The following is a 17,959-nucleotide window of genomic DNA, read 5'->3' as shown; positions in this document are numbered from 1 at the left end:
GCTCCTTACTTGAGCTGGAAGCCGGAAACAGACGTTGAACCCGGCGCGGGAGTTTGCTCCCTTGCGGGCGCCGGCGCGGCGGCCGGTGCCGCCTCCATCTTCCCGTTGAGGAACAGGCGGCCATCGCTGGCCGGTTCGATCGCATCGGTCGGCAGCGTGTAGCCCGCCGGCAGCGGCTTGACCAGGTGCGCGGTGACGACGAACAGCAGTTCGGTTCGGTCTTGCTGGAAATCCGTGCTGCGGAACAGCGAGCCCAGCACTGGCACCTGGCCCAGTGCGGGCAGGGCCTTGATGTTGCTGACTTGCGTATTGCGGATCAGGCCGCCGATGGCAAAGCTTTGGCCGTCGAACAGCTGCACGGTCGTGGTGGCACGGCGGGTCGTGATGACGGGCATGATGGCGCCGCCCGTGATGCCGTTGGCGGTCAGGCCGATGCCGTCGCGCGACAATTCCGACACTTCCGGCGCCACGTGGAGGTTGATGCGCCCCCCCGCCAGCACGGTAGGCGTGAAGCGCAGTCCGACGCCGAATTCCTTCTCTTCGAGCGTGATGCGGTTGTTCTCCTGCGCCACCGGAATGAAGATCTTGCCGCCGGCGAGGAAGCTCCCCTCCTGACCGCTGATGGCCATCACCGTGGGCTCGGCCAGGACCCGCACGAGATTGTCGTTGCGCTCGGCATCGAGCCGCAGCTGGTTTTGCGGCGATTTGCCCACCGCGACACCACCTTTCAGCGTGTTGGTGAGGAAGTTCGACAGCAGCGCCGCTGCCCATTCACTGCTGCGTATCCGTACGGCAGTGCCGGCTTCGAGCTTGTCGAGCAGCGTTTTCGATACCTCGGCAACCTTTACCTCGAGCATGACCTGCTGCGGAGCGCTCACGCTCATCAGGTTCACGATGCGCACGCCGCCGCCGGGCTGACCGCCTTCGGTGCCCTTGTCGCCCATCGCCTTCGCGGGACGGCGCACATACGCCTGTGCCAGCTCCAGCACACGGGCCAGCGTTGCGCCATCCGCAACCGTGCCGCTCAATACCAGTGTATCGGCGGCCGCCTTGACACGGATCTCCTTCTCGTCCGGCAGCACGGCTGCCAGCGTGGCCTGCAGGCCCGCGGTATCCATTGCCACCGATACTTCGATCACGCTGCACGCGCCGCTCTTGCCCTGCACGAGCATATTGGTACTGCCGATATCGACCCCGACGAGATACAGCGTTTCCGGCGCCACCAGCATTGCCTGCAGCACGGCCGGGTTCCCCACGCTGCGGTGCACGACGGTTTCAGGCAGCCGCATCAGGGTCGATTTACCGAGCTGCAGGTCGATATGGCCGGGCGCTGCAGCCGTGCCGCGGCAACGGGGCCCTTCGGCCCGGCCGGCCGGTGCACGCTTTTGCGCGCCGGCTTCCGCCGCCGGTGCGGGCGCGGCGGCGGCTGGTGCGGGCGCGGCCGCCGGCTCGGCGGCAACGGCGGCACGGGCTGCCAGTGACATGGCGAGAATGATTGCTGGACATTGCTTCATCTTGGTTCCCTCACAGGCATTCCTTGTGGCTCTTCAGGCCGTCGATGGCGCCGATGCAGTGACGGGCCGGACCGGCTGCGACGCGCGCCTTCCGTGCTGCCTGACGGGGCACCGGGGCGGCCGGCTGGGATGGGACGGGTTCGGCAATGCCGAGCAGGCTGCTCTTCGTGGCCCCCGCCGTCGTGGCGGGGAGCGGATCGATCTGGTTGCGCAGTACCAGCGAGAGATTGCCCACGCTGCGCGCCAGGTCCAGTTTTTCGGCCTGGTCCGGCGCCACCTCGAGGGTGACGGCGTTGACGACACGCGGCTTGGTATCGTCGCGCCCGACTTCCTGCGCCACGGCCAGCACAAGAATGCGTTCGAGCACGATCTTCGAGATCGCGCGTTGCCTTCCCGCGGCTGTCTCCCCTTCGGCTTCGGTGCTGACGAGGATGTCGACGAAATTGCCGGGCAGCGCGAAACCCGCCACGCCAACGACGTCGTTGACGCGTACCGTGATGGCCCGCTTGCCTTCGCTGATCAGGGCCGACAGGCCGCCCAGGGTGCCGCTGGGTGCCAGCTTGGCTTCGGCCAGCGGTTCGCCCTGCAGTACGCTGACCTTCAGCACACGGCCGACGAGTTTCATCGGGTCGCTCACGGCACCCACCGGGAGACTGTCGGCCGGCCAATCCCACAGCTTCAGCATGTCGGGTGAAAGGCGTTGCCCCAGGTTGATGTCGGCCGTGGCCACGACGATGCGGCTGGATTGGTTCGGGGCCTGGCCCAGCAGCCAGCGGGATGCCAGGGCAACTGCCGCCAGGCCGAGTACGATGGCCAATGCCATCATCGTGTAAGCGCGCCTGTTTTTCATACTATCCTCGCGTACAGATCAGTGTCCGCGGTGTTCGAATGCGGGGACGCGGTAGCGAACATGCTGGACCACGCCTGGTCCAGCGCGGCCACGGAGACGCGCGCCGGCTGGCCGGTGAATGCCGCGAAATCGCCGATGCGCGACAGGAGGTCGCGTGGGAAGCTGGCGAGCAAAGGCTGGCCGCTCTCCCTGTGCAATTCATTGACCAGGTAGGCCAGCGCGGCCTCGTCCGGCTCCATGCCGAAAGCGCGGCACTGCTCGCGGAACAGCGCGCGATAGGCCGCCTCGCCGATCGGCCCGACGTAGACCTTGTAGCCGAGCCGCCGCAACGACGAGAGGTCGAGCATCGCCAGTGGTTCCAGGTTGGTCACGAAAATCATCGACGCATCGAAGGGCACGGCGAACTTGTGACCGCCCTGCAAGGTCAGGTGTTCTGCGCCGGTATCGAGCGGGCGGAGGAGGCGGTGCAGCAACTCGGCCGCCGGCGCGCGCTGGCGGCCCAGGTCATCGACGACCAGCAAGCCGCCGGCCGCCTTGAGCTGCGGCGGCGCATGGTGGCAGCCGGAAAATCGGTCGTGGCGCAGGTCCAGCATCTCCATCGTCAACTCGGCGCCCACGTTCAGCACTGGGCGTCGGCACAGGGCCCACCGGGAATCGGTGCTGCGCCGCTCGCCGATCGGGCGGGCCTGCTGCTGCGGTATCGGTGGCTGGTGGATCGCTTCATCGAAGACCTGCACGATCTCCTGCCCCACGGCGACCGCGTACGGCACACCAACCGTGCCCTGCAGCAGCCGCCCGAGGCGCCGCGCCAGCGTCGTCTTGCCACTGCCCGAGGGACCGTGCAGCAGCAGCGTACGATGCGCATGCAGCGCGGCACCCGCCAGTTCGCACACGTTGGCGGGCAGGCAGTCGTTCGCGAACTCGGCTGCTATATCCTCGGCGGCCAGGGGTGGCAACGTGACCGACTGACGCTGGACCATGGAACGGTAGGTTTCCAGGGGAACCGGCGCCGGGCCCATGTAGGGGGAACGGTCCAGCCAGGCCGCAGCGCGCTGGCGGCCGGCGGAGGTGAGCTGGTATTGCACGTCGATATCGGCTTCGCCCCGCCGGGCCACCTCGGCCAATTGCTCGGACACCATGAAGTCGAGTACTTCGCGCAGCACGTTGATCGACATGCGCAGCCGCGTCGTCAGCACCGGCAGGTGGATCTTGCCCGCACTGAACAGGTTCTTGGCTGCCAGCTCGACGAGCAGCGACAATTCGAGCCCTGTTTCGTGCACTGTTTTCGGCTGCGGCGGCAATACCGGCTGGCCTTCGACCCGCTCGCCTTGCGCCATTGTGGAATGAAGTTCCATGTTGCTCGCTCTCCCCTGTTGAGGAGATCGATTCTAGCGAGACGTTTCCTTACGGATATTGACTTGCGGCAAATGATTAACGGTGTGCATTTACCACCACGGCCAGCGTGCCCAGGGCAATCGCCACGCCATACGGTATGCCGCCGGCGCTGTCGCTGCGCGCCAACGGCACCGCATGCACCGGTATCCCGAGTGCCCGCCAGTACATGGGCCGCAGGATCACATTCAGGTTGCGCCACAAGATGCGCCAGCGCCCGTTCAGTAGGAGCATCAGCAGTGCCAGGGCACCGCCGATCAGGCAAGTCAGCAGTGCCACCTGCAGGGCCAGTTCCGGTCCCAGGAACACCCCGCTCATGGCCATCAGCTTTACATCGCCGGCAGCCATGCCACCCAGCATATAAAGCGGCCAGAACAGGAAGAATCCGGCGGCCAGGCCGGCCAGGCCCGTGTCGAGCCACGCTCCCGGGGCTCCCATATAGAGGTGCAGCGCCATCGCGATCAGCAGTCCGCACAGTACCAGCACGTTGGGGATGCGCCGCAGCGCAATGTCTGTTACCGCTGCCTGCAGCACGAGCCACAGCAGCAGCATTTCAAGTGCGGGAGACATCGTTTGATCCCTTCACTGGAAAAGAAAAAGCCCGCCGGCATGCCGGCGGGCGTACGCCTGGATATCAGGACGCTGGCACTGCGTTCTTGATCTTGTTGCCGATATTCGTGAACGCCGTACTCAAATGGCCGCCAAGGGTGGTGAACGCGGCAATGACGATACCTGCGATGACAGCCGCGATCAGGCCATACTCGATCGCGGTGACACCTTCCTCATCCCGGGCGAAGTCGCGCGCTGCTGCGATTAACGATTTCATGTTTCCCTCCTGTGATACTGTTTGTGGTTGGGCATCTTTCTGGCATCGAAGACAGCATGCCATTGAAGCTACTGTAACTTTTGTGCCTCGCGGAAACTTTGAGAGTGCACAAACTTCCCGCTTGGAACTATTCTGCTTCTGTGTCGTTCTGCATTCGCGCAACCGAAGCTGTTGCATTCCAGATATAGCTGAGCATCATCGCGGTGCAGGGATGTGCGCCCGCAAGCTCACACCGGGTAGAATCGTTGCGTTTTTCAAGAATTTCGACCTGGATAATTGCTCAGCTGGCAAAAAAGATTTATGCTGATCAACTACCCTTGGGAAGGTCTGGTGCTCCGCGTCACTGTGTGCCTAAGAGCGCCTAACAAAACCCGCAGGGCAAGGCGCGGCGTCGAAGACAGTACACCTGTACGGCGAGACGCTGCAACGCAGCCATGGGGGTTTTGTTAGGCGCTCTAAAGGCTTGATGTGCCTACTTTCGGAAACAGTGCCGCAACCCTAGACAACGAGCATGGATTCCCTACTGAAACACATGGTGGACATGACCGGCCACCGCGACCATACGATGCTGGACATCTCGGTGATCTCGGCAGTGCAGGAGCTGGCCAACGCCGGCTGCGCGCGCGTGCTGACGCTCGCCAGCGTGCGTGGTCACACGTACGTGCGCTCGCGCGCGGTCGTGGTGGCAGGCCAGCCGGCACGCATGGAAGAAGGGCCGGACCCGGCCAGCCCGGGCGAGCCGATCGAAAAGTTCCCCGTGCTGGCTGGCTGCATCGCGCGCCATGAGGCATCCGCCGAGCACCTGGATGCGGAGGGCAAGCGCACCCTGTGGCTGCCGATCTGGCTGGGCGACAAGGCCGACACCTGCCTGGAAATCATCGACCCTACCCCATACACGCCGGACACGGTGCATGTGATCCGCGGCATCGTCAGCGTCTACAAGAACTTCCAGAACCTGCTCGACTACAGCGAACGCGATTCGCTGACCGGCCTCCTGAACCGCAAGACGTTCGACGACCAGCTCGCCAAGATGCTGCAGACCTCGAGCGCGGAACAGGATAGTCTGACCCTGCCGCCGGGCGAGCCGGAACGCCGCCAGCACACGGACCAGGAACAGCAATGGCTGGCCGTGGTGGACGTCGACCACTTCAAGCACGTCAACGACCGCTTCGGCCACCTGTACGGCGACGAGGTGCTGATCCTGATCGCCAACCTCCTCACATCGTCATTCCGGGCGCAGGACCGGGTGTTCCGTTTCGGCGGCGAGGAATTCGTGGTGCTGCTGCGCTCGACCACGCTGGAGAACGCGAAGATGATCATCGACCGCTTCCGCATGAACGTCGAGCAGCACGATTTTCCCCAGGTGGGCAAGGTAACCGTCAGCATCGGCTTCGTGGCGATCAGCGCCTACGAGCCCTCCGTGGTGGTGCTGGGCCGCGCCGACCAGGCGCTGTATTTCGCCAAGAGCCATGGCCGCAACATGGCATGTCATTACGACGAACTGGTGAGCGGCGGCCTGCTGCACGCCGTCGAATCGAACGACGAAGCGGAATTCTTCTGAACGGCTCAGGCGGGGACCATGAACCGGTCCGGGTCGACGTTCCAGCGCGCGGGATTTTCGTGGCTGACGATCCTGTCCGCACCGCCCGCGCCGAGATTGCGCGACAGGTCGACCAGTTCGGGGCGGATGTACACATTGCGCTTCGTATGGAAGAACGTGTTCACCTTCGGCGCCAGCAGGTTGCTCTCATGGGGCTCGACGACGACGCCCAGCCGGCCTGACTCCAGCAGCACCAGCGTGCCGACCGGATAGATCCCCACGCAGCGCATGAATGCCTGCACCAGCAGGGGATCGAAGTGGAATTTGCTCCATTCGTGCAGCTTGCGCAGCGCGCTCGCCGCCGGCATGCCCTTGTGGTAGCAGCGATCGGCGGTGATCGCGTCATACACGTCGACGATGGCCGCCATCTTCGCCAGCTCGCTGATATCGTCGCCCGCCAGCTTATCCGGATAACCGCTGCCATCGATCCGCTCGTGGTGATGACGGGTGATGTCGAGCGCGACCTGGCTGATCCCGGGCGCCTGCTGCAGGATGCGCCAGCCATCCTCGGGGTGGCGCCGGATGATCGCGAACTCCGCTTCGGTCAGCGGGCCCGGCTTGTTCAGGATGGCATCCGGCACCAGGGCCTTGCCCGTGTCATGCAGCAGCGCGCCCATGCCCGCTTCCCGCACGATCGCATCGTCCATGCCGCGCGAGTGGCAGAACGCCACCAGCAGCGTGCACACGCTGACCGAATGCAGGAAGGTGTAGTCGTCCTTGCTCTTGATGCGCAGGAGCCCCATCAAGGCGCCCGGGTTGCGCAGGATCGATTCGGTGACGTTCTGCACGACAGGCTGCACCGGCCCGATCTCGATCGCCTTGCCCAGGCGCGCATCCGCCATCACGTTCTTCACGAGGTCAGCGGCCTGCCGCCGCACCCGCGCGGCCCGCTCGAGCTCCTCGCCGATCGCGACCCGGGCGGGACGCACCGCGTGCGCGGCGATCTGCTGCACCTCGGCTTCAGTCGCCGCGGCAGCCTGCTGCACCGTGGGCGCCTCCACATCGATGCCCCGCTCGGTATCGATGACAACGATCCGGATGCCCGCGTCGTGCACCCTGCGCACTTCAGCCTCGGTGGACAGCAGGAAGCGGTTGCGCATGAACGGGTGACTCATCCAGTCGCACGACAGCTCATGGATGTACATGCCCGGCTTTAGCTGCGATGATTCAACTTTCTTCAGCATGGAACGATAGACGGTTGGTTACTCCTCCAGTATATCAACAAGTTTCTCATAAGTATTATTTAAATCCACAAGGAAAACATGGAACTGCGGCAGCTGCGATATTTTGTTGCGATAGTGGAACACGGTTCGCTGTCGCGCGCGGCGGGGGTGCTGCACGTCGCGCAGCCGGCATTGACCCAGCAGCTGCGCCAGCTCGAACAGGAATTGGGGGCCCAGCTGCTGCATCGCAGTGCTCAAGGGGTCCATAGTACCGATGCGGGCAAGGTGTTCTACGAGCACGCCCAGGCGATCCTGAAGCAGGTCGCGGACGCCCGTTCCGCCGTCACGCAGTCGGCCCGGCCTTCCGGCACCGTGACGCTGGGACTGCCGCACAGCATCTCCGCCGCGCTGGCGCTGCCGCTGCTGGCGGCGGCACGCAACCGGTACCCCGACATCACGCTGCAGTTGACGGAAGAATTGACCGGCCACCTGGCCGAGCAGCTCAAGTCGGGCCGGGTCAACCTCGCGGTGCTGTTCGACGACGGCCAACTGACGCCGTTCGCGACCATGCCCTTGGCCGAGGAAGCATTGCGCTTCATCTGCCGTGCCGACGCTCCATGGTTTCCGAAGCGCGCCTCGGTGACCCTGGCCGAGGCGCTGCAAGCCACGCTGATCCTGCCCGGCCTCCAGCATGGCGTGCGGCCGCGCATCGAGGCGGTGGCGCACGCCGCCGGGCTGGCGACCGCGGGCGTCATCGAGATCAATTCCATCGCCATCCTGAAATCAGCCCTGATGGCGGACATGGGCGCCACGATCCTGCCGGTGGCACCCGTGCTGCCGGAAATCGAGCGCGGTCAGATGCGCTGGCTGGACATCCGCGACCCGGCCATTTCCCGTACCGTGGTGCTGTGCGCTTCGCGCAACTTGCCCCCCACGACCGCCGCAAGGGCGATCAGCGAGCTGGCCGTCGACGTGGTGCGCCAACTGTGTGCAAGCGGCGCCTGGCCCGGCGCCACGCTGCTGGCGTAGCCGCGCCCCGGCCATCATTTTTTCTTATATCCCCATCCCCAAACGCTATTTCCGTATACGTCAACCGGGGCGTACACTGACCCGGTGACCGACACGCCGCACGGCGGCGGTTGGCGAACCCGGGCAAAGCGGCACCAGACCGCACGGGTTCTCGTGGCCTGGGCCGGAATGTCTCTACCCGAGATGCGATGGCGCAGGCGCAACCGAAACAAGATTTTGGAGACAAGCCATGCCCGACACCTCGGCAATGGGTTCATCCGCGCCCCTTCCCGGCGCGGAAGGTCCGCAGCCAGTCCGCCTGAACGACGTCAGCCTGGACGACAAGTACACCGCCACTTCCGGCAAGATCTTCCTCTCCGGTATCCAGGCGCTCGTGCGCCTGCCGCTGATGCAGAAGAAACGCGACGAGGCGGCCGGCCTGAATACCGCGGGGTTCATTTCCGGCTATCGCGGCTCACCGCTGGGTGGACTCGACGAAACGTTGTGGAAGACGCAGAAGCACCTTGATGCGAACCACATCCAGTTCGTGCCCGGCGTGAACGAGGACCTGGCCGCGACCGCCGTGTGGGGTTCGCAGCAGGTGGACCTGATCGGCCCGGCCAAATACGATGGCGTGTTCGCGATGTGGTACGGCAAGGGACCGGGCGTGGACCGCTGCGGCGACGTGTTCAAGCACATGAACCATGCGGGCACGTCGCAATACGGCGGCGTGCTGCTGGTGGCCGGCGACGACCACGGCGCGTATTCCTCGACGTTGCCGCACCAGTCCGACCATATCTTCTCGGCCTGCATGATTCCGGTGCTGTATCCGTGCAATGTGCAGGAATACCTCGATCTCGGCGTGCACGGCTGGGCGATGTCGCGCTTCTCCGGCTGCGCGGTGGCGTTCAAGGCGCTGGCCGATACCGTGGAGTCGTCGTCTTCCGTCGATGCCGACCCGTTCCGCGTGCAGGTGAAGCTGCCGCACGACTTCCACATGCCCGAGGGCGGGCTGAACGCGCGGCTGTCGAACGTGCCGCTGGGCCGGCAGGCGCGCAACCAGGAAGCGCTGATGCAGGACTACAAGATCTATGCGGCCCTGGCCTATGCGCGCGAGAACAAGCTCAATCACACGACGATCGACAATCCGGACGCGAAGCTGGGCATCATCGCTTCCGGAAAATCCTATCTCGATGTGCTGGAGGCGCTGGAAGAGCTGGGCATCGACGAGGACATGGCGGCCAGGGTCGGCCTGCGCCTGTTCAAGGTGTCGATGCCGTGGCCGCTGGAACCGGATTCGGTGCGTGAATTCGCCCAGGGCCTCGACGAGATCCTGGTGGTGGAGGAAAAGCGCCAGTTTGTCGAATACCAGCTGAAGGAGCAGCTGTACAACTGGCGCGACGATGTGCGCCCGCGCGTGATCGGCAAGTTCGACGACAAGGGCGAGTGGGTGGCGCCGCGCGGCGAATGGCTGCTGCCCCCGAAGGCCGATTTTTCCGTGTCGCAGGTGGCGCGCGTGATCGCCTCGCGCATCAAGCGCTATGTGACCGATCCACATGTGGCCAACCAGATGGAGGCACGCCTGGTGTTCCTCGATGCCAAGGACGCCGTGCTGCAGAAGGCCATCAGCACGCCGTTCCGGCCGGCGTTCTACTGCTCCGGCTGCCCGCACAACACATCGACCAAGGTGCCGGAAGGCAGCTTCGCGCTGGCCGGCATCGGCTGCCACGTGATGGCCACGTCGATCTACCCGGAAATGAACAAGCTCACGACCCACATGGGCGGCGAAGGCGCGCCATGGATCGGGCAAGCCGCGTTCTCGAAAGTGCCGCACGTTTTTCAGAACCTGGGCGACGGCACGTATTTCCACTCCGGCTACCTGGCGATCCGCGCCGCGGTGGCCGCCAAGGTCAACATCACCTACAAGATCCTGTACAACGATGCCGTGGCGATGACGGGTGGCCAGCCGGTCGACGGCACCGTGTCCGTGCCGATGATCGCGCAGCAGATGGCGGCCGAGGGCGTGAAGCGCATCGCATTGGTCACCGAGGACCTGTCCCGCTACGAGGACCGCTCCAGCCTGCCCGCCTTCGTGACACTGCATGACCGCAAGGAGATCGATGCGGTGCAGCGCGAACTGCGCGAGATTCCCGGCTGCACGGTGCTGATCTATGACCAGACCTGCGCGGCCGAGAAACGGCGCCGCAGGAAAAAGAAAGAGTTCGTGGACCCGGACAAGCGCATGGTGATCAACGAAGCCGTGTGCGAAGGCTGCGGCGACTGCGGTATCCAGTCCAACTGCGTCTCGATCCTGCCGAAGGAGACCGAATTCGGGCGCAAGCGCACGATCGACCAGTCCAGCTGCAACAAGGATTACTCGTGCGTGAAAGGCTTCTGCCCCAGTTTCGTGACCGTCGAAGGCGGCACGCTGAAGAAGTCGAAGGCGGACAAGACCCATACCGAGGAATGGGACGAGTTGCCGCGGCCGGTGCTGCCGGGCTGCGACAAGCCGTACAACATCCTGATCAACGGCATCGGCGGCACGGGCGTGATCACGGTCGGCGCGCTGATGGGCATGGCCGCCCACCTCGAGGGCAAGGGAGCGTCGGTGCTGGACATGACGGGCATGTCGCAGAAGAACGGTTCGGTCACCTCGCACGTGAAGATCGTGCAATCGCCGGCGCACCTGCGCGCCCAACGCATCGCCACCGGCGAAGCCGACCTGGTGCTGGGCTGCGACATGCTGACCACCGGCGCGGCGGATGCGGTATCGAAGATGCGGCCGGGCCGCACGCTGGCCGTCGTCAACCTGCACGAGCAGCCGCCCGGCACGTTCGCCCAGAACCCCGACTGGGAATATCCGGTGGCGGAGGTGCGCGCGCTGATCGAGGAGTCGGTGGGTGGCGCCGATGCCGCCGACTTCGTCGACGCCACGAAGCTGGCGACCGCGCTGATGGGCGACTCCATCGCCACCAACCTGTTCATGCTGGGCTACGCGTGGCAGCGCGGCCGGATCCCGCTCACCGAGGCGGCGCTGCTGCGTGCGATCGAGATGAACGGCGTGGCGGTGGAATCGAACAAGAAGAGCTTCCTGTGGGGACGCCGCGCCGCGGTGGATGTGAAGCGCGTCGCGCGCGTCGCTACGCCCGCGCAGGCAATCGTGGTGCAGATGCCGCAAAGCCTGGAATCCGTCATCCGCAAGCGCGTGGAGTTCCTGACCGGCTACCAGGATGCCGCGTATGCCGGCTTGTACGAGCAATTCGTCGAACAGGTGCGCGACCGCGAGACGGCGCTAGGGCTGCCGAAGAGCGGAACAATGCGGCTGTCGATGGCGGTGGCGAAATCGCTGGCCAAGCTGATGGCCTACAAGGACGAATACGAGGTGGCGCGGCTGTACACGGACGGCCGCTTCGTCGAGCAGTTGCAAAAGCAGTTCGAAGGCGATTTCACGCTCAAATTCAACCTGGCGCCGCCGATCTTCGCGAAGAAGGATGCGCAAGGCCATCTCGTGAAGGCGGAATACGGCTCGTGGACCTGGAAGGCGTTCCAGGTGCTGGCGAAGCTGAAAGGCTTGCGCGGTGGCCCGCTCGACATCTTCGGCCGCACCGCGGAACGGAAGATGGAGCGGGCGCTGATCGGCGAGTACCGGCAAGTGATCGCCGACGTGCTGTCGCGCCTGACCGCCGAGAACTACGACACGGCCGTGGCGCTGGCCGCCCTGCCGGACAAGATCCGCGGCTTCGGGCACGTGAAGGAAAAGGCCGTCGAGGCCTACCACGCCGAGCAAGCCCGGCTGCTAGCCGCCTTCGGCGGCTCGCACCAGCACGCCGCCTGAAAACCGGTGACAGGCTCCGATTTCAAGGAAATATTTCCAAGATTCGGGGTCTGACCCCGGTTTGAGGCAACAGATAACGATATTTACGTTAACGTAAACGTCATATAATCGGATCACCGCGATCCGCCAGAATTTTCAGGGACCTCCATGAACGATCTGACTTCCGCCAAGACTCTTGCCGCAGACGACCAGCCCGCGCGGCCGGCCAACAAGGTGCGCTTCGTGACCGCCGCCTCGCTGTTCGACGGCCACGATGCGTCGATCAACATCATGCGCCGCATCCTGCAATCGCACGGCGTGGAAGTCGTGCACCTGGGGCACAACCGCTCGGTGGACGAGGTGGTGACGGCGGCGCTGGCCGAGGATGTGCAGGGCATCGCCATCTCCAGCTACCAGGGCGGCCACGTCGAGTATTTCAAGTACATGATCGACCTGCTGCGCCAGCGCGGCGGTGCGCACATCAAGGTGTTCGGCGGCGGCGGCGGCGTGATCGTGCCGGCCGAGATCGCCGAGCTGCATGCCTACGGCGTGACGCGCATCTTCAGCCCGGAAGATGGCCAGCGCATGGGCCTGGCGGGCATGATCCAGTGGATGGTGCAGCAGTGCGACGTCGACCTGTCGCAGTATTCGCCCACGTCGCTCGATCCACTGCGCGCGGGTGAAATCGCCGAGCGTCACCGGCCGTTGGCCCAGCTGATTACGGCCCTGGAAAACGACAGGGCCGACCCGGCGCTGCGCCGGCAGCTGCTCGCGGCCGCCGATGAACTGGCCGTGCCGACGCTCGGCATCACAGGCACCGGCGGCGCGGGCAAGTCCTCGCTCACCGATGAACTGATCCGCCGCATCCGCCTCGACCAGGGCGATGCGTTGAACATCGCCGTGATTTCGATCGATCCATCGCGCCGCAAGTCCGGCGGCGCCCTGCTGGGCGACCGCATCCGCATGAACGCCATCAATCCATGGCATGGCCGTCAGCGCGTGTTCATGCGCTCGCTGGCAACGCGCGAGGCGGGCTCGGAAATCTCGCAGGCACTGCCCGACGTGATCGCCGCCTGCAAGGTGGCGGGCTTCGACCTCGTGATCGTCGAGACCTCGGGCATCGGACAGGGCGATGCCGCGATCGTGCCACACGTGGACGTGTCGATGTATGTGATGACGCCCGAATTCGGCGCCGCCTCGCAGCTCGAGAAGATCGACATGCTCGACTTTGCGGACTTCATCGCGATCAACAAGTTCGACCGCAAGGGCGCGCAGGATGCGCTGCGCGACGTAGCGAAGCAATACCAGCGCAATCGCGAGCTGTGGAGCAGCCGGCCGGAGGAGATGCCCGTGTTCGGCACCCAGGCCTCGCGCTTCAACGACGATGGCGTTACGGCGCTGTACCACGGCTTGCTGCCGGCCCTGGCACGGCATGGCCTGCGCGCACAAGCAGGCCAGTTGCCGCGTGTCGATGTACGCTACTCGTCCGGCAAGAACGTGATCGTCCCCCCCGCGCGTGCGCGCTACCTGGCCGAGATTGCCGACACCGTGCGCGGTTACCACCGGACCGTGCGCCGCCAAGCCGTGCTCGCCCGTGAATGCCAGCAATTGACCGAGGCGAAGCGCATGCTGGCGGCGGCGGGCAAGAATGTAGACTTCGACGACGTCATCGCCGAACGCGACGGAGCACTCGACGGCGGCGCCAAGAAACTGCTGGCGATGTGGCCGGACATGCAGGCCGCCTATGCGGGCGACGAGTACGTGGTGAAGATCCGCGACAAGGAAATCCGCACGGGCCTCGTGCAGCACACGCTGTCCGGCACGAAGATCCGCAAGGTTGCGCTGCCGAAGTACGAGGACCACGGCGAGCTGCTGCGCTGGCTGATGCTGGAAAACGTGCCCGGCTCGTTCCCGTACACGGCCGGAGTGTTCGCCTTCAAGCGCGAGGGCGAGGACCCCACGCGCATGTTTGCCGGGGAAGGCGATGCCTTCCGCACCAACCGCCGCTTCAAGCTCGTGTCGGAAGGCCTGGATGCCAAGCGCCTGTCGACGGCCTTCGACTCCGTCACGCTGTACGGCGCCGATCCGGCGCCGCGGCCGGACATCTACGGCAAGGTGGGCAACTCGGGTGTCTCGATCGCCACGCTGGACGACATGAAGGTGCTGTACGACGGTTTCGACCTGTGCAATCCATCGACTTCGGTCTCGATGACGATCAACGGCCCGGCGCCGACGATCCTCGCGATGTTCATGAACACGGCGATCGACCAGCAGCTGGATAAATTCGTGGCGCAGAACGGCCGCCAGCCCACCGACGACGAAGCGGCGAAGATCCGCGCCTGGGTGCTGCAGAACGTGCGGGGCACGGTGCAGGCGGACATCCTGAAGGAAGACCAGGGCCAGAACACCTGCATCTTCAGCACCGAGTTTTCCCTGAAGGTGATGGGCGATATCCAGGAGTATTTCGTGCATCACCAGGTGCGCAACTTCTACTCCGTGTCGATCTCGGGCTACCACATCGCCGAAGCCGGCGCCAATCCGATCTCGCAGCTGGCATTCACGCTGTCGAACGGCTTCACGTTCGTCGAGGCCTACCTCGCGCGCGGCATGCACATCGACGACTTCGCGCCAAACCTGTCGTTCTTCTTCTCCAACGGCATGGACCCGGAATACACGGTGCTGGGCCGCGTGGCGCGGCGCATCTGGGCCGTGACGATGCGCGACAAGTATGGCGCCAACGAGCGCAGCCAGAAGCTGAAGTACCACATCCAGACCTCCGGCCGCTCGCTGCACGCCCAGGAGATCGACTTCAACGATATCCGCACCACGCTGCAGGCGCTGATCGCGATCTACGACAACTGCAATTCCCTGCACACGAATGCCTACGACGAAGCGATCACGACGCCCACCGACGAGTCGGTACGACGGGCCCTGGCGATCCAGCTGATCATCAACCGCGAATGGGGCCTGGCGAAGAACGAGAACCCGAACCAGGGCTCGTTCATCGTCGAGGAGCTGACCGACCTGGTGGAAGAAGCCGTGTTGCAGGAGTTCGAACGCATCGCCGAGCGGGGCGGCGTGCTGGGCGCGATGGAAACGGGTTACCAGCGCGGCAAGATCCAGGAAGAGTCGCTGCTCTACGAGCACAGGAAGCACGATGGCTCGCTGCCGATCATCGGCGTCAATACGTTCCGCAACCCGAAGGGCGTCGAGGTGCCGCAGACCATCGAGCTGGCCCGCTCGACCGACGACGAGAAGCAGTCGCAATTGCGCCGCCTGGCGGACTTCCACGCCCGCCACGCGCATGCTGCCCCCGCCGCGCTGTCGGCGCTGCAGCAGGCCGCGATCGACAACGAGAACGTGTTCGCCAGGCTGATGGACGCCGTGCGGGTCTGCTCGCTCGGGCAGATCACGAACGCCCTGTTCGAAGTCGGCGGGCAGTACCGCCGCAATATGTAACACACGCAGGCATGGCACGGGGATGCCCCTTGCCATGCTTGCAATGACCTGCATCAAAGCACCCGCCTTGCCAGCTATTGTTCCTCCCGCTGCGCCTGCTATGCATCAAAGTGAAAGGCTTCCCCTGCGCTAACTTGTTATCTCGTTGCCCTGGCCTCGACGAGGACCGACATGAGATATGCAAGACTGACGCCGGGACACGGCTTCAAGCCCGCCAACAGTTTTCTTTACTACCTGCAGCGCATCATCGTTTCCCCTCACTTGCGTGGCTTGTGCGTTCGCATGTTCCGGAACTGGGTGCGTGCGCGGCACGGCAAAGCGACGAGCGACGCGGCACCTGCGCACGTGCATTTGCTGGACCGGCTGCATGCCGAAGGCTACGCCGCGCTGGGCAACGTGCTCAGCGCGAACCAGTGCGACGACATTCACGCCTGGTTCGCCGACAAGATCCTCACGGACCGGCAGGACGAAACCTCGATGTTCACGCTGGCGCACGTGCCGTCCGCGGCGCGGCTCGCCGAATACAGCCTGCACGACATCGTGCGCTGCCCGCACATCCTGGCGCTCGCGAACGACAGCCGCCTGCTGGAACTGGCCGAACGCTACATCGGCTGCAAGCCGACGATCTCGCAACTGGGCGTGCGCTGGTCGTTCCCCACGCCGGGCCTGCGTTCTGACTTGCAGACCTTCCACCGCGACTCGGAAGACTGGCGCTATTTCAAGGTGATCGTTTACCTGACGGACGTGGGTCCCGAAGACGGCCCGCACGTCTACGTGCGCGGCACGCACAAGACCCGCGCGCCGATGCGCCTGAAGATCCAGTCCGACGGCGAGATCAGCCGCGAATACGGCGACGACCGCCTGATCACCGCCGTCGGCGAGCGGGGCTTCGGCTTCGCCGTCGATACCGCCGGCGTCCACAAGGGTTCCCCTCCCGTCACCAAGCCCCGCCTGATGCTGCAGATTCAGTATTCGCTGTTTCGCAGTTACGCCTATGTGTACGAACCCGAACCGTACACCGGCAACTTCCCCTTCGACCGCTACATCAACCGCCTGATCCTGGCCTGACCGAAAGACACCCTCACTCATGACGACGATCGAAATCAACCTTCCGCGTGACCTGGCCGAAGAAGCGGCCGAGATGGGCCTGCTGAAATCGCAGGTGGTGGCCGACCTGCTGCGCGACGAGATCCGCCGCCGCACGTTTTCCGACCTGATGCAGCACGGCGGCTATGCCGCCAACAGCCATGCCGCGCCCGACGAACCGGAACGGGCCGCGCCGCCGCGACGGCGAAAGGGTTGAGGACGCGCGCCGGACTCAGTCCGGCGCGGGTCCCACCGTCGCGCCGGGCAGTAATACCGGTTGCCACTCCACCTGCAACTGCGCCGCCGGCACGCCGTTCTGCAGTGCCAGCAGCATTTCCCCCATCTTCTTTCCCGCTCCCGCCGCATCGGGCTGGTCGATCGTCGCCACGTCGAGGCCGGCCAGCGCATCGGCCATGCGTCCCCACACCACCAGGGACATGTCGCGGCCGATCGCCACCCCGGCATCGAGCAGCGCCCGCACGGCACCCACGCCCGACAGGTGGCTGTCGACGATGACGGCGGTGGGGCGCGGCCCCGCCGCCAGCAAGCGTTGCATGGCCTCGTAACCGCCGCGGCGGTCGACGGCCGCCTCGATCACGTGGCGGGGGTCGGGGCGCAATCCCGCGGCCGCCATGCCGGCCACGAAACTGTCGCGGCGCTGGCGCGCGAAGTTGAGGGTGACGGGAGAGCCCAGCAGCGCGATGCGCCGGTGCCCTCGTGCCAGCAGGGCGTCCAGGGCCAGGCGAATGCCCGCCGCATTGTCGTGGTCGAACCACGCATGCGCCGCCGCGTTGGCGGTACGGCCATGAGCCACGAAGGGAAAGCCTGCATCGAGCAGATAGGTGATACGCGGATCGTCGACCTGGGTGCGGCTGACGATCAGGCCATCCACGCGGTGCCCGGCCACCATCTGCTCGTAGGAGCGCAATTCGTTCGCCGTCGATACGGGCACGATGATGAAGTTCATGCCGGCCGCTTCCAGCGCCGCGGACACGCCGCCCACCACTTCCAGGAACATCGGGTCGCCCAGGTCCGCCGGCAACAGCGGGTAGATGATGCCGAACACATTGCTGCGGCCCACGGCCAGGTGGCGCGCGACCGGATTGGCGCGATAGCCGCTTGCCGCGGCGGCCGCCAGCACGCGCTCGCGGGTCGCTTGGGATACTTCGGGATACCCGTTCAGGGCCCGGCTGACGGTGGTCTTGGACATGCCGAGCGCGTCGGCCAGGGCTTTCAGGTTCATGCGC

General features: G+C 65.1%; 13 protein-coding genes. 6 read left to right on the top strand and 7 right to left on the bottom strand.

Annotated elements, in window-relative coordinates:
* Positions 1–5: 5 nt before the first annotated feature.
* The 5 genes from V6Z91_RS09215 to V6Z91_RS09195 all read right to left on the bottom strand — a co-directional run bounded on the left by V6Z91_RS09215 (position 6) and on the right by V6Z91_RS09195 (position 4,582).
* A complete protein-coding gene (locus V6Z91_RS09215) occupies positions 6–1,484 on the bottom strand; it encodes a type II and III secretion system protein family protein (protein ID WP_338769499.1) in 1,479 nt (492 codons plus the stop codon).
* Positions 1,485–1,524: 40 nt separating this feature from the next.
* Positions 1,525–2,364: a Flp pilus assembly protein CpaB gene (gene cpaB / locus V6Z91_RS09210; RefSeq protein WP_338769497.1), complete on the bottom strand. Its 840-nt coding sequence runs from the start codon at positions 2,362–2,364 to the stop codon at positions 1,525–1,527.
* Positions 2,361–3,719, bottom strand: coding sequence for an ATP-binding protein (locus V6Z91_RS09205; RefSeq protein WP_338769495.1), 1,359 nt, complete (start codon positions 3,717–3,719; stop codon positions 2,361–2,363). The genes cpaB and V6Z91_RS09205 overlap by 4 nt, the downstream gene beginning before the upstream one ends.
* A gap of 76 nt (positions 3,720–3,795) precedes the next feature.
* The gene (locus V6Z91_RS09200) at positions 3,796–4,326 is read right to left on the bottom strand and encodes a prepilin peptidase (protein WP_338769491.1); all 531 of its coding nucleotides are present in this window, start codon (positions 4,324–4,326) and stop codon (positions 3,796–3,798) included.
* 64 nt (positions 4,327–4,390) lie between these two features.
* Positions 4,391–4,582 carry a Flp family type IVb pilin gene (locus V6Z91_RS09195; RefSeq protein ID WP_338769488.1) on the bottom strand — a complete coding sequence of 64 codons (192 nt, stop codon included), beginning with the start codon at positions 4,580–4,582 and terminating at the stop codon, positions 4,391–4,393.
* Positions 4,583–5,093: 511 nt separating this feature from the next.
* Here V6Z91_RS09195 and V6Z91_RS09190 point away from each other — a divergent pair.
* Positions 5,094–6,143, top strand: coding sequence for a GGDEF domain-containing protein (locus tag V6Z91_RS09190; protein WP_338769485.1), 1,050 nt, complete (start codon positions 5,094–5,096; stop codon positions 6,141–6,143).
* Positions 6,144–6,148: 5 nt separating this feature from the next.
* Here the strand turns inward: V6Z91_RS09190 and V6Z91_RS09185 are convergent, their stop codons facing one another.
* A complete protein-coding gene (locus tag V6Z91_RS09185) occupies positions 6,149–7,327 on the bottom strand; it encodes an HD-GYP domain-containing protein (RefSeq protein ID WP_338769482.1) in 1,179 nt (392 codons plus the stop codon).
* A 117-nt stretch (positions 7,328–7,444) separates the two neighbouring features.
* Here V6Z91_RS09185 and V6Z91_RS09180 point away from each other — a divergent pair, with 117 nt between their 5' ends.
* From V6Z91_RS09180 to V6Z91_RS09160, 5 genes are all read left to right on the top strand, one after another.
* Positions 7,445–8,374 carry a LysR substrate-binding domain-containing protein gene (locus V6Z91_RS09180; RefSeq protein WP_338769479.1) on the top strand — a complete coding sequence of 310 codons (930 nt, stop codon included), beginning with the start codon at positions 7,445–7,447 and terminating at the stop codon, positions 8,372–8,374.
* 229 nt (positions 8,375–8,603) lie between these two features.
* The gene (locus V6Z91_RS09175; RefSeq protein ID WP_338769476.1) at positions 8,604–12,188 is read left to right on the top strand and encodes an indolepyruvate ferredoxin oxidoreductase family protein; all 3,585 of its coding nucleotides are present in this window, start codon (positions 8,604–8,606) and stop codon (positions 12,186–12,188) included.
* Between the two features lie 147 nt (positions 12,189–12,335).
* Complete coding sequence (gene icmF / locus V6Z91_RS09170; protein ID WP_338769473.1) at positions 12,336–15,626, top strand: fused isobutyryl-CoA mutase/GTPase IcmF; 3,291 nt, start codon at positions 12,336–12,338, stop codon at positions 15,624–15,626.
* A gap of 171 nt (positions 15,627–15,797) precedes the next feature.
* A complete protein-coding gene (locus tag V6Z91_RS09165) occupies positions 15,798–16,694 on the top strand; it encodes a phytanoyl-CoA dioxygenase family protein (RefSeq protein WP_338769470.1) in 897 nt (298 codons plus the stop codon).
* Positions 16,695–16,713: 19 nt separating this feature from the next.
* A complete protein-coding gene (locus tag V6Z91_RS09160) occupies positions 16,714–16,929 on the top strand; it encodes a hypothetical protein (protein WP_338769468.1) in 216 nt (71 codons plus the stop codon).
* A gap of 15 nt (positions 16,930–16,944) precedes the next feature.
* Here the strand turns inward: V6Z91_RS09160 and V6Z91_RS09155 are convergent, their stop codons facing one another.
* Complete coding sequence (locus V6Z91_RS09155) at positions 16,945–17,955, bottom strand: substrate-binding domain-containing protein (protein WP_338769465.1); 1,011 nt, start codon at positions 17,953–17,955, stop codon at positions 16,945–16,947.
* Positions 17,956–17,959 lie beyond the last annotated feature (4 nt).

It is taken from the genome of Massilia sp. METH4, assembly GCF_037094685.1.
Classification (GTDB): domain Bacteria; phylum Pseudomonadota; class Gammaproteobacteria; order Burkholderiales; family Burkholderiaceae_D; genus Rugamonas.
This window is presented reverse-complemented; position numbering and strand designations above follow the sequence as displayed.